Annotated in this window: 10 protein-coding genes; 2 read left to right on the top strand and 8 right to left on the bottom strand. The window is 69.2% G+C overall.

Annotated elements, in window-relative coordinates; genetic code table 11:
• Positions 1-6: 6 nt before the first annotated feature.
• Positions 7-915 carry a peptide chain release factor N(5)-glutamine methyltransferase gene (prmC, locus tag HDC34_RS08435; RefSeq protein ID WP_179556539.1) on the bottom strand — a complete coding sequence of 303 codons (909 nt, stop codon included), beginning with the start codon at positions 913-915 and terminating at the stop codon, positions 7-9.
• Between the two features lie 134 nt (positions 916-1,049).
• Between prmC and cysK the strand changes: the two genes are divergently transcribed.
• Positions 1,050-1,985, top strand: a complete 936-nt coding sequence (cysK, locus tag HDC34_RS08430) for a cysteine synthase A (protein WP_244295926.1) — start codon at positions 1,050-1,052, stop codon at positions 1,983-1,985.
• Positions 1,986-1,994: 9 nt separating this feature from the next.
• On the top strand, positions 1,995-2,591 hold the full coding sequence (gene cysE, locus HDC34_RS08425; protein WP_104312600.1) for a serine O-acetyltransferase: 597 nt from the start codon (positions 1,995-1,997) through the stop codon (positions 2,589-2,591).
• Between the two features lie 85 nt (positions 2,592-2,676).
• Here the strand turns inward: cysE and prfA are convergent, their stop codons facing one another.
• The 7 genes from prfA to HDC34_RS08390 form a co-directional block, all read right to left on the bottom strand.
• Positions 2,677-3,759, bottom strand: a complete 1,083-nt coding sequence (gene prfA / locus HDC34_RS08420) for a peptide chain release factor 1 (protein WP_104312601.1) — start codon at positions 3,757-3,759, stop codon at positions 2,677-2,679.
• Positions 3,760-3,776: 17 nt separating this feature from the next.
• On the bottom strand, positions 3,777-5,723 hold the full coding sequence (gene rho / locus HDC34_RS08415; RefSeq protein ID WP_179556538.1) for a transcription termination factor Rho: 1,947 nt from the start codon (positions 5,721-5,723) through the stop codon (positions 3,777-3,779).
• Positions 5,724-5,866: 143 nt separating this feature from the next.
• On the bottom strand, positions 5,867-6,817 hold the full coding sequence (gene thrB / locus HDC34_RS08410) for a homoserine kinase (protein WP_179556537.1): 951 nt from the start codon (positions 6,815-6,817) through the stop codon (positions 5,867-5,869).
• Between the two features lie 96 nt (positions 6,818-6,913).
• Positions 6,914-8,260: a homoserine dehydrogenase gene (locus HDC34_RS08405; RefSeq protein WP_104312156.1), complete on the bottom strand. Its 1,347-nt coding sequence runs from the start codon at positions 8,258-8,260 to the stop codon at positions 6,914-6,916.
• Between the two features lie 13 nt (positions 8,261-8,273).
• Positions 8,274-9,734 (bottom strand): diaminopimelate decarboxylase, encoded by a 1,461-nt coding sequence (lysA, locus tag HDC34_RS08400; protein WP_308807289.1) that lies wholly within the window; start codon positions 9,732-9,734, stop codon positions 8,274-8,276.
• A gap of 59 nt (positions 9,735-9,793) precedes the next feature.
• Positions 9,794-10,915: a hypothetical protein gene (locus HDC34_RS08395; protein ID WP_179556536.1), complete on the bottom strand. Its 1,122-nt coding sequence runs from the start codon at positions 10,913-10,915 to the stop codon at positions 9,794-9,796.
• A 105-nt stretch (positions 10,916-11,020) separates the two neighbouring features.
• The gene (locus tag HDC34_RS08390) at positions 11,021-11,824 is read right to left on the bottom strand and encodes a DUF2993 domain-containing protein (protein WP_179556535.1); all 804 of its coding nucleotides are present in this window, start codon (positions 11,822-11,824) and stop codon (positions 11,021-11,023) included.
• Position 11,825 lies beyond the last annotated feature (1 nt).

The following is an 11,825-nucleotide window of genomic DNA, read 5'->3' as shown; positions in this document are numbered from 1 at the left end:
ACTTCGTCACATGATAGTCGGCTGGCCGCTTCCACCCTGGCCCGACGCGGAGAGCACGGCGGATGTGATGCGGTCCCTGCCGGTGAGGTCCTGACCGGTGGTGGCGTCGATGAAGCCGGCGTCGGCGAAGATCTGTCTGATCTCCGCCCCCTGGGAGTCCTCGTGCTCGACGATGAGCACGCCGCCCCGAGCGAGCGAAGCGGACGACCAGGTCGCGAGCTCCCGGATGAAGTCGAGGCCGTCGGCTCCGGAGTAGAGCGCATCCTCGGGGTCGTGTCGCCAGACCTCGCGGCTCTCCGGCCGATTCGCGGCGGGCACGTACGGCGGGTTGGAGACGACGAGATCAAGCGATCCGGGCGGCACCGCCGAGAAGGCGCGCGCGGCATCTCCGAAGAACGCGTTCACCTGCCCGCCGCCGAACGCCTCGACGTTCGCGCGCAGCCAGGGCCAGGCGGCACTCGAACGCTCGATCGCCGTCATGCGGATGCGACCGTGCGTCCGGGCGACGCCGAGCGCCACCGCCCCGCTCCCGGAGCCGACATCGATGCCCGCCAGGTCGGTGCCGTTCGAATCCTGGCCGAGCAGGGACACCGCGGCGGTCACGAGCGATTCGGTCTCGGGCCGCGGGATGAAGACCCCCGGGCCGACGGCGAGCTCCATGTCGAGGAAGGGCGCCACGCCGAGCACATGCTGGAGGGGCTCGCGACGGGCTCGCCTCGCCGCCGCAGCACTCACCTCCAGTGCTTCCTGCTCCGACAGCTCTCGGCCGAGCAGCGAGCGCATCTGCACCTCGCCACGTGAGATGCCGAGCACACCCGCGAGCAGCAGGTCCGCTTCGACGCTGCTCTCGGCGATGCCGGCCGCCTTCAGCTGTTCGCGAACCAGCTTTCTCTGCGCGTCTACGTGCAAGATCATGAAGAGAGTCTCCCGCACATTGACTCGCAGCGTCATGCACAGCACTCGCGCGCGAGATGATTGGGACGATTGACGCGGGCGAACGCTGCCAGCGACACCCACGAAGTTCACACAGCATCCCAGAAGGGCACGAAGTGACTGGAAAGATCTACAACGACATCACCGAGGTCGTCGGCCGCACCCCGCTCGTCAAGCTCGGTCGCATCAACGAGACCGGCGCGAACATCTTCGCCAAGCTCGAGTTCTTCGGGCCCGGGTCGTCGGTGAAGGACCGCCTCGGCCTCGGCATCATCCGCGCAGCTGAGCAGAGTGGCGAGCTGCAGCCGGGTGGCACCATCGTCGAGGGCACCTCGGGCAACACCGGCATCGCGCTCGCGATGCTCGGCGCGTCTCGCGGCTACCGCGTCATCCTCGCCATGCCCGAGACCATGTCGATCGAACGCCGACAGCTGCTCAAGGCGTTCGGCGCCGAGCTCGTCCTCACGCCCGGCCCCGAGGGCATGCGTGGCGCCGTCGCCCGCGCCAAGCAGATCGTCGACGAGACGCCGGGCGCGATCCTCGCTCGCCAGTTCGAGAACGAGGCGAACGTCCAGATCCACCGCGAGACCACTGCCGAGGAGATCTGGGCAGACACCGACGGCGAAATCGACATCTTCGTCGCGGGCGTCGGCACGGGCGGAACGATCTCCGGCGTCGGACAGGTGCTCAAGGAGCGCAAGCCCGAGGTCAAGATCGTCGCCGTCGAGCCGAAGGACTCGCCGCTCCTCACCGAGGGCAAGGCCGGCCCCCACAAGATCCAGGGCCTCGGCGCCAACTTCGTGCCAGACGTGCTCGACCGCGATGTCATCGACGAGGTCCTCGACGCGACGCTCGAGGACAGCATCCGCGTCTCCCGCGCCCTGACCTCGACCGAGGGCATCTTCAGCGGCATCTCGAGCGGAGCGAACCTCTGGGCGGCTCTCGAGATCGCGAAGCGTCCCGAGAATGCCGGGAAGAACATCGTGGTGATCATCTGCGACACCGGCGAGCGCTACCTCTCGACGGTGCTCTTCGACGACCTCCGCGACTAGCGAGTGGCACTGGCAACACCACGTCGAACGCCGGCACCCCAAGGTGTCGGCGTTTGGCGTCGCGTCAGGGAGGACATCGCGGCGACCCGGAAGAACGATCCGGCGGCCCGTTCCAAGGCCGAGATCGTGATCAACTACTCGGGCATGCACGCGCTCTGGCTGCACCGGATCGCCCACCGACTGTGGATGCGCGCTGACACGAAGCTGCTCGCACGCACGCTCTCGCAGTTCAATCGCTTCGCGACGGGCGTCGAGATCCACCCGGGCGCGCAGATCGGTCGCCGGGTCGTCATCGACCACGGCATGGGCATCGTCATCGGCGAGACCGCGGTCGTCGGAGACGACGTGCTCATCTACCACGGGGTCACCCTGGGCGGCACCTCCGGCCACCGCGTGAAGCGGCACCCCACCGTCGGCAGCCGGGTGCTCATCGGCGCCGGGGCGAAGCTGCTCGGCAACATCACGATCGGCGACGACTCGCGGATCGGCGCGAACGCCGTGGTCACGCGGGACGCACCCGCGAACTCGGTGCTCACGGGTGTGCCAGCTCGCGTCCGTCAGCGTACTCCCGCCGAGCAGGACCTCGTCGGGTACTACGAGATCTAAAAGATCTCAAGGGTCCCAGCCCCGAGACAGCGAAACGGCGGCCAGCAGTGCTGGCCGCCGTTTCGGTGCGATGTGAGCGTCGACCTCAGTCGTCGCTGCCGGAGAGGGCCGCGAGACGTGCCTCCTCGTCGGCGGCGATCGCCGACTGGATGACGGGCCCGAGGGCTCCGTTCATGACGTGGTCGAGGTTGTACGCCTTGTACCCGGTGCGGTGGTCCGCGATGCGGTTCTCCGGGAAGTTGTACGTGCGGATGCGCTCCGAACGGTCCATCGTGCGGATCTGCCCGGATCGCGCCTCCGACTCCGCTGCCGCGATCTGCTCCTGCTGGTGGGCGAGGAGCCTCGCGAGCAGCACGCGCATGCCGGCTGCGCGGTTCTGGATCTGGCTCTTCTCGTTCTGCATCGACACCACGATTCCCGTGGGGATGTGCGTGATGCGCACGGCAGAGTCGGTCGTGTTGACCGACTGGCCGCCGGGGCCGGACGAGCGGAAGACGTCGATCTTGAGGTCGTTGGGGCTGACCTCGATCTCCTCCGGCTCGTCGACCTCAGGGAACACGAGGACGCCAGTGGTCGACGTGTGGATGCGTCCCTGCGACTCGGTCGCGGGGACCCGCTGCACGCGATGCACGCCACCCTCGTATTTGAGGCTCGCCCAGACGCCGAGCGCCGGGTCGTTGGCATTGCCCTTGATCGCGACCTGCACGTCCTTGAAGCCGCCGAGGTCGCTCTCCGTCGAGGAGATCATCTCGGTCTTCCAGCCGCGCTGCTCCGCGTAGTGCGAGTACATGCGGAGGAGGTCGGCTGCGAAGAGCGCCGATTCCTCGCCGCCTTCACCGCCCTTGATCTCCATGATGACGTCACGGCCGTCGTCGGGGTCGCGCGGGATGAGGAGTCGCCGCAGCTTCTCCTGCGCGACACGCAGGTTCTCCTCCAGCACGGGGACTTCCTCGGCGAACGACTGGTCCTCTTTGGCGAGTTCCCTGGCGGCCTCGAGGTCGTCCTCGAGCTCGGCCCGGGAGGCGTCCGCCGCGAGGATCTGCGCGAGCTGGGCATACCGGCGGTTGACCTTCTTCGCGCGCGCCGGGTTGGCGTGCAGCTCAGGGTCGGCCAGCTGCTCTTGCAGGTCCTCGTGCTCGGCTCGAAGCTGCCGAACGGAGTCGGCCATCTCGTGTCTGGCCATGACTATGCCTTGGCGGCGCGGATGGGCTGCTTCGCGACAGAGGCGAGGAACTCCGCGTTAGTGCTTGTGCCTGCAACGCGGGCGAGCACGGCCTCGAGCAGCAGGAGCGGGTCGCCGCCTGTGAGGGCTCGGCGGATGCTCCAGGTCGCCTCGACCTCCTGCTGCGTGAGCAGCTGCTCCTCGCGGAGCGTCTGGGAGTGCGAGATGTCGATGGCGGGGAAGACGCGCTTGTCGGCGATGTCGCGGGACAGGCGCAGCTCCATGTTGCCCGTGCCGGCGAACGACTCGAGGATCGTGTCTTCCGTCTTGGAGCCGGTGCCGATCATGGCCGTGGCGAGGATCGTGAGCGAGCCGCCGTTCTCGACGTTCTTGGCTGAGCCGAAGAAGCGGCGAACCGGGGTCAGCGCGGAGGCGTCCACGCCACCAGGCAGGATGCGACCGGATGCGGGAGCCGCGAGGTTGTAGGCGCGGCACAGCTGGGTCACGCCGTCGAGCAGCACGACCACGTCGTGGCCGAGCTCGACGAGGCGCTTCGCCCGCTCGATGGCGAGCTCCGCGACGGTGGTCTGGTCGTCGGCGGGGAGGTCGAACGTGGCCGCGACGACCTCGCCCTGGATGGTGCGCTGCATGTGCGTCACCTCTTCCGGACGCTCGTCGATGAGGACGACCATGAGGTGCACGTCGGGGCTGTTCTTCGCAACTGCGGCGGCGACCTGCTCGAGCACGATGGACTTGCCCGACTTCGGCGGTGCGACGATGAGGCCGCGGGTCCCCTTGCCGATGGGGGCGAAGAGGTCCATGAGGCGAGTGGCGACGCGGTCCTCGCTCGTCTCGAGGCGCAGTCGCTCCTGCGGGTACAGGGCGGTCAGCGAGTCGAAGTCGGGGCGCTGGCGCGGCTCTTCCGGCGACTGGCCGTTGATCGCGTCGAAGCGCACGATGGCGTTGAACTTCTGGCGGCCGTGCTGGTTCTCGCCCTCGCGCGGCTGGCGGATGGCGCCGACGACGGCGTCGCCCTTGCGCAGCTGGTACTTCTTGACCTGCGCGAGCGACACGTAGACGTCGTTCGGGCCTGGCAGGTAGCCGCTCGTGCGCACGAAGGCGTAGTTGTCGAGCACGTCGAGGATGCCCGCGATGGGGAGGAGCACGTCGTCCGCTGCGATCTCGGGCTCGGTGTCCTCCGCTCCCCCGCGTCCGCGCTTGCGGTCGCGGTAGCGACCGCCGCGGCCACGACGCTGCTCGTCCGTCTCGTCGTCAGCGGGCGTGTCCTGTGCCTGCTGGCCTTCTGCGCGCCCCTGCGCCTGGTCTCCGCCGCGTCCGCGCGAGCGTCCGCGCTGACGGCGCCCGCCCTGCTGCTCGTCATCCTGCGCGTCGCCGTTGGACTCCGTGGCCGGCTCGTCCTGCTTGGCGGCGGGTTCCGCGTTGTCGGTGGTGCTCTGCTCGGTGTCGTTGGTGCGACCACGACGGCCGCGGCCGCGGCCACGCTTCCGCTGGCCTGCGCGTCCCTGGTCCTCGTCGCGTGCGTCGTCCTGCTCCGAGGCCTCGCCGCGTGCGGGAGGGAGGACGAGGTCGTCGAGCGACAGCTCCGGAGCCGCGGGCGCGGCCGGTGCGGTCGCTTCCTGCGCTGCGGAGTCATCGATGACGACGGGCGCTTCCTCATCGGTGAGAGGCGCCGACTCGGCCTGGGTTTCCGCCTCGGGCGCCGCAGCGGCCTCGACCGGTGCGGCATCCGTCTCGACGACGTCAGCCTCGAGCGGTGCGACGTCGGCTTCGACGGCCGGCGCCTCGGGCGCGGCGCTTGCGCGTGCCGCCTCGATGGCGTCGATGAGCGCGCCCTTGCGCAAGCTCCGAGCGCCACGGATCTGCAGACCGGCGGCAAGCGCCTGGAGGTCCGCGACCTTCATGGAAGTGAGCGGAGCTTCCTGCTCCGCAGTGGGTGTCGTGTCAGTCATCTGCTGTGAGTCCTTACCTCTACCGCGTTCTGCGGTGTTCAGATCGAGCGAGCGGGACTTCTCACGCACTCTGAACCACATCGACAGAAATCGAGGGGGGTGCGTACTCCGCTGCTCGGAGAGTTGAAGCTGTCGCGCTGTGCCTACACCGAGAGTGTGGCCGCGTCGCCCGACAGCACCTCCACTGTAGCACCGAGGAAATCAACGGCAGGCATGATGGCGTTCCACTCGGTCTGCGTGTTGGCCTCCGCGACCGCCGCGGCGCGGAGCCGCTGCTCGGGGCTCTCGCACAGCACGAGCACGCTCGGGCCCGCGCCGGAGACGACTGCGGGCAATCCTGCGGCCCGCAGCTCGGCGACGAGGCCGCTCGTGAAGGGCATGGCGGATGCGCGGTAGCTCTGGTGGAGGCGGTCTTCCGTCGCCTCGAAGAGCAGCTCCGGGCTCTGGACGAGTGCGGCGACGAGCAGGGCGGAGCGTGAGAGGTTGAAGATCGCGTCGGCGTGCGGGACGCTCTCGGGCTGGAGGCTGCGGGCGAGCTTGGTGGACATCGTCTCGGTCGGGATCAGGACGATCGGCGAGACGCCGCGATGCACGAGCAGCTGCTTCGAGCGGGGCCCGTTCTCTCCGACCCAGGCGATCGTCAGACCACCGAAGAGGCACGGCGCGACGTTGTCCGGGTGACCTTCGAGCTCGGTCGCGAATCGCAGGAGCGTGTCCGCGTCGAGCTCCACGTCGTTGGAGACGAGCGCGGCTGCTGCCATGACGCCGGAGACGATCGCGGCGCCAGAGGACCCCATGCCGCGCCCGTGCGGGATCGTGTTGACGGCGTGGATGCGCAGCCCGGGCAGCTCGTAGCCGAGGCCGGTGAGCGTGTGCTCGATCGACTGGACGACGAGGTGCGAGGCGTCGCGTGGCACGCTCTCGGAACCGACGCCTTCCACGTCGATCTCGAGGACGCCAGCCGGCGCGCTCTCGACGACGAGCGTGTCGTAGACGGCAAGCGCGAGACCGAGCGTGTCGAAGCCCGGTCCGAGGTTGGCGCTCGTCGCGGGGACCTTGACTTCGACGCGACGCGCCTGTTCGACCTGCTTCATGCTGCGACTCCTAGGCAGAGGACTGTTGCGATGTGAGTGAATTCGACGGACACCACGGGCGGTGCGTCGTGGTCGGTGGCGCCGGTGGGCCGTGCGCTAGAGCGCGCCCTCGACACGGAGAACCCCCGTGACGCGACGCGATGCCTCGTGAGCGGCCAGGGCCTCGGCGAGGGCCGAGAGGGCTCGTTCGGTTGCGGCGTGCGTGCCGATGACGAGGGTCGCCCCGCCCTCGGCTGAGTCTGCGGAGTGGCCCGCGGGCGAGCCATCCTGACCACCGGCGCTGCGCTGCTCGAGCGTCGAGACCGAGACGCCGAAGTCGCTGAAGACCTTCGCGATCTCCGCGAGCACACCGGGACGGTCGTGCACTTCGAGAATGATCTGGTAGCGGGTCGTGATCTCGCCGACCTCGAGTACCGGCAGGTCCGCGTGCGTCGACTCACCCAGGCCGGGTCCGCCGTTGACGCGGCGCCTGGCGGAGGAGACGAGGTCACCGAGGACGGCCGAGGCGGTCTCCACTCCCCCGGCTCCAGCACCGTAGAACATGAGGTCGCCGGCGGCCTGCGCCTGCACGAAGACGGCGTTGTTCCCACCGTGCACCGAGGCGAGCGGGTGCTGTTCGTCGACGAGCGCCGGGTAGACGCGCGCCGAGATGCCCTCGACGCCGTCGGAGCCCGTCACGCGCTCGCAGATCGCGAGGAGCTTGACCACGAAGCCAGCCGCCTTCGCTCGCTCGATCTGCTCGATGGTGATCTCCGTGATGCCCTCACGGTGCACGAGCTCGACGGGGACCTCAGTGTGGAAGGCGATGGACGCCAGGATGGCCGCCTTCTGCTGCGCGTCGTAGCCGCCGATATCGGCCGTCGGGTCTGCTTCGGCGTAGCCGAGTTCCGTCGCGATGCGCAGGGCCTCCTCCAGGGAGTCGCCCCTGGTGTGCATCCGGTCGAGGATGAAGTTGGTCGTGCCGTTCACGATGCCCAGGATGCGCTCGACCCTGTCGCCGGCGAGGCTGTCGCGCAGCGGGCGGATGATCGGGATGGCGCCCGCCACGGCGGCCTCGTACGTGAGCTGCGCGCCGACCCGGCGCGCCTGGTCGAACAGCTCGGGCCCATGCGCCGCGACGAGCGCCTTGTTCGCGGTGACGACGTCGGCGCCCGTGGACAGCGCCAGGGAGATGAGGTGCTTCGCCGGGTCGATGCCGCCCATGAGCTCGATGACGATGTCCGAGCCCAGGATGAGGCGTTCGGCGTCGTCGGTGAACAGCTCCTTGGGCAGGTCGACGTCGCGCTTCGCGTCGACGTTGCGCACCGCGATGCCGGTGAGCAGCAGCGGGGCCCCCACCCTGGCAGCGAGTTCCTCGGCGTTCTCGAGCAGGATGCGGGCGACCTGCGAGCCGACGGATCCCGCGCCAAGCAGGGCGACACGGATGGGTCGGTTCTGGTTCATCGGTTCTCCTCGGTTACGGGCGCTCATCGGTCATGGCAGCTGCGAGTCCCGCGTCTCTGGCAAGCAGATCGGTCACGGACTCGGCACGGATCAGCGTGCGCGTCTCGCCGTCGCGAACCGCGACGACGGCCGGTCGGCCGATCATGTTGTAGTTGCTCGAGAGCGACCAGCAGTACGCGCCGGTCGCTGGCACGGCGACGAGGTCGCCGGGGGCGACATCGCTCGGGAGATAGTCTGCCAGAACGACGATGTCGCCGGATTCGCAGTGTTTTCCAACGACACGAACGAGCGCTGGCCCGGCAGCGGACGCCCGCGACGCGAGGCGGACGCTGTATTCGGCCTCGTAGAGCGCGGCCCTGACGTTGTCGCTCATGCCACCGTCCACGGAGACGTAGAGGCGGTCGGCGCTGCCCCCGGCGTCGAGTGGGACGCGGACGTTCTTCGTCGTGCCCACCTCGTAGAGCGCCGTGCCGGCCGGCCCGATGATGGTGCGGCCCGGCTCGAACGCCATGTTCGGGACGGCGATGCCCAGCCGCGAGCAGGCGTCCGCCACGTGGGAGGCGATGTGGGCGGCCATCGTGCGGATGTCGGTCGGCGTCTCGCGCGGCAGGTAGGCGATGCCGTACCCGCCGCCGAGGTTCAGCTCGGGCACCGGCCCTCCGGCGAGCAGGCGCGCGTGCACGGCGACGAGGCGGTCCGCCGCCTCGCCGAACCCGTCCGCGTCGAAGATCTGCGAACCGATGTGCGAGTGCAACCCGAGGAACTCGAGCGAGTCGTGCTCCCGGATACGGGCGACGAACGCCTCCACCTCATCGAGCGGGATGCCGAACTTCTGGTCTTCGCGACTCGTGGCGAGGAACTCGTGCGTGGAGGCGTGCACCCCGGAGTTGACGCGGACACGCACGGGCTGCCTGACCCCCGCGGCGGCGGCGGCCGCGGCGACGCGATCGAGCTCCTGGGTGCTGTCCAGCACGATCCCACCGATCCCGGCGGCGACGGCGAGGCCGATCTCTCGGTTCGACTTGTTGTTCCCGTGGAAGCCGATCAGCGCGGGCGGCGCGCCGGCCGCCAGCGCCAGCGCCAGCTCCCCCTCGCTGCACACGTCGATCGCGCAGCCAGCCTCGAGCATCCACCTCACGACGTCGGCGCTCAGAAACGCCTTGCCCGCGTAGTAGACCTTGGCCGAGACCCCGAGTGGCGCGAAGGCGTCGGTGAAGGCCGCGACGGTCTCGCTTGCCCTCGCTCGCGCATCCGACTCGTCGACGATGTAGAGCGGGGTGCCGAACTGCTCTGCGAGCGCGCGGACATCCGCACCCGCAATCCAGACCGCGCCGTCTTCGGCGCGGTTCGCATTCCTCGACCAGACGTGGGCGTCGAGCTCGTTCAGGTCACTCGGCACCTCGAGGGCAGCAGGGGCGAGTGGGTTCGCTCCGGTCAGGTGGACGGCTTGTGGTTCGCGGAGAGCTTCAGGCACCAGAGCATGCTATCGGCTGGCCTCTCGGCGGAACAGGCCGCCGGCGCCGACACGCAGGGCTACAGGCAGTCGGCCACCGCGGGGAGCTCGTCGAGTCGTGCACCGTCGACCTGCCAGGAGAACGTGATCGCCTCGCTGGAGACACCCGCGTCGGTGACCGTCGCCTCGAGCCCCGAGTCCGCGCACGTCGGCACCTCGACCTTCTCGTCGGACCCGAAGGGAATGCTCGTCCCGAACAGCGTCATGCTGCTGTCGTTCGTCACGAAGAGCTTCCCGTCGGCGGTCTCGTACCCGAGCTCAGACTCGACCTTGACCTGGAACTCACCAGTTCCGCTCACGGCCTCGATGTTGATGACATCGTCGCCGTAGCTGATCGTCGTCTCGTAGGACTCGGTGTCGATCTCGCTCTCCTCGCCCTGCAGAGCGGTCGGAACGCCATCGAGGACGTCGGTCGCCACCGAGAGATCGACGGTCGTGGCGTCCACCTGACCCTCCAGCGATGCGTCGATGCCCCTGAGGTCGATGCCGACCGTGATCCCTTCATCGCCCACCGAGGTCAGGGTCGCGTGCTCGATCTTGCCGGTGAGCACCTGCGCGAGCACGCTGAAGCCGTCCACGGCGACGGTGTACTCCGTCGGAGCCGAAGCCTCCCCGTAGTTGTCGATGACGATCTTGCTCGCTTGCTCCTCGAGCGCGCTCGTCACGTTCGCCCGAGCCGCGAACTCGCCGATGACCAGGCCACCCGCGACCACCACGACCCCGACGGCGGTCCACAGCCACCACTGCGCGTACCAGGGCCGCGGCCTCTTGCCCTGCGGGGGCTGACCGCCTTGCCACGGGCCCGGCTGCTGACCGTTCGGGGGCGGACCGCCCGCGACCGCGACCTGCTGACCGAAACCGCTCCCCTGCGGCTGGCCGAACGGACGCTGCTGAGGCTGGCCGTAGGCGGGACCATGGGGTTGCTGACCGTAGCCAGGCTGCTGCTGCGGCTGCTGCTGGCCGTACCCTGGGCGCTGACCGAAGCCAGGCTGCTGAGGCTGCTGCCCGTATCCCTGCTGCTGGCCCTGGCCCGGCTGCGGTTGACCGAAGCCGGGCTGCTGGGGCTGCTGACCGTACCCCGGCTGCTGCTGACCCTGACCTGGCTGCTGCCCGAAGCCCTGTCCGTTCGGCGGGATGCTCATCTCAGTTCTCCAGTTCCTCAGCGGCTGAGTCGGCGACGCGCTGAGGGCGAGCCGTCGAGCCCAGGGTGGCCTCGTCGGCACGGACCCCATCGTCTCAGCTCGAAACTAGTCGCGACAGGTGGAGAACTCCCCGGAATCCGGGATCTCGGCCGTGAGCGCGATGTTCCTCGCTTCGACACCGACCGTCAGCATCCCCTCGCCGATGCGCAACTCCGAAACGTGCAGACCCGCGGGCAGGTAGTCGGCGGTGCAGATGGGCACCGCGAACTCGTCGATGTCGGGAAGGGCCTGCGTGAGCGCCTGCCCGAACGCGCTGCCGGAGACCTCGACGTTCGTCGGGTCGATGACCACCTCGCCGTCAACGAGCCGCAGCTGCGCATCCACGGTGAGCACACCGGTGATGCCGAGGAAGGAGACCGTGGATGCGTACGACAGCTCATCTTCACCGAGCGTTAGCGATGCATCCGTTCCCGGCAGGGCCGCGACCCCTTCGAGCGTCGCCTCGGGAACGTCGAGGGTGCCCGTGAGCATCTCCGTCCGCATGCCGTCGAAGATGTGCACGCCGTAGGCGTCGACGCTCGCCGCCAGGTTCAGTCCGAACGCCGTCAGCTCATCCGCCGACACCGTGACGTGACTCGCCCGACCGGATGCGAGCTGCCAGAGCGTCGAGAAGCCGTGCACGCGGGCTTCGACATCACCCTCGACCCCGGGCGGGAGCGAGTCCTGCACGTGCTGCGCGATCCGGTCCTGCGCGACGAGGCGCACGCCGACATCCAGTCCGACGAGGAGCAGCAGGGCGCCGAGCGCCCAGAGCGCGGCCTTCACCCAGCGGCGCATCCTCCGCCTCCGCTGCGGCCTCGGGACCAGTCCGGGGCCGAGCGGCGGCTCGGCGGAGATGACCGGCGTCACG

This window comes from Pseudoclavibacter sp. JAI123, assembly GCF_013409665.1.
Classification (GTDB): Bacteria; Actinomycetota; Actinomycetes; order Actinomycetales; family Microbacteriaceae; genus Pseudoclavibacter.
The sequence above is the reverse complement of the archived record's forward strand: the minus strand, read 5'-3'. Positions and strand labels throughout refer to the sequence as shown.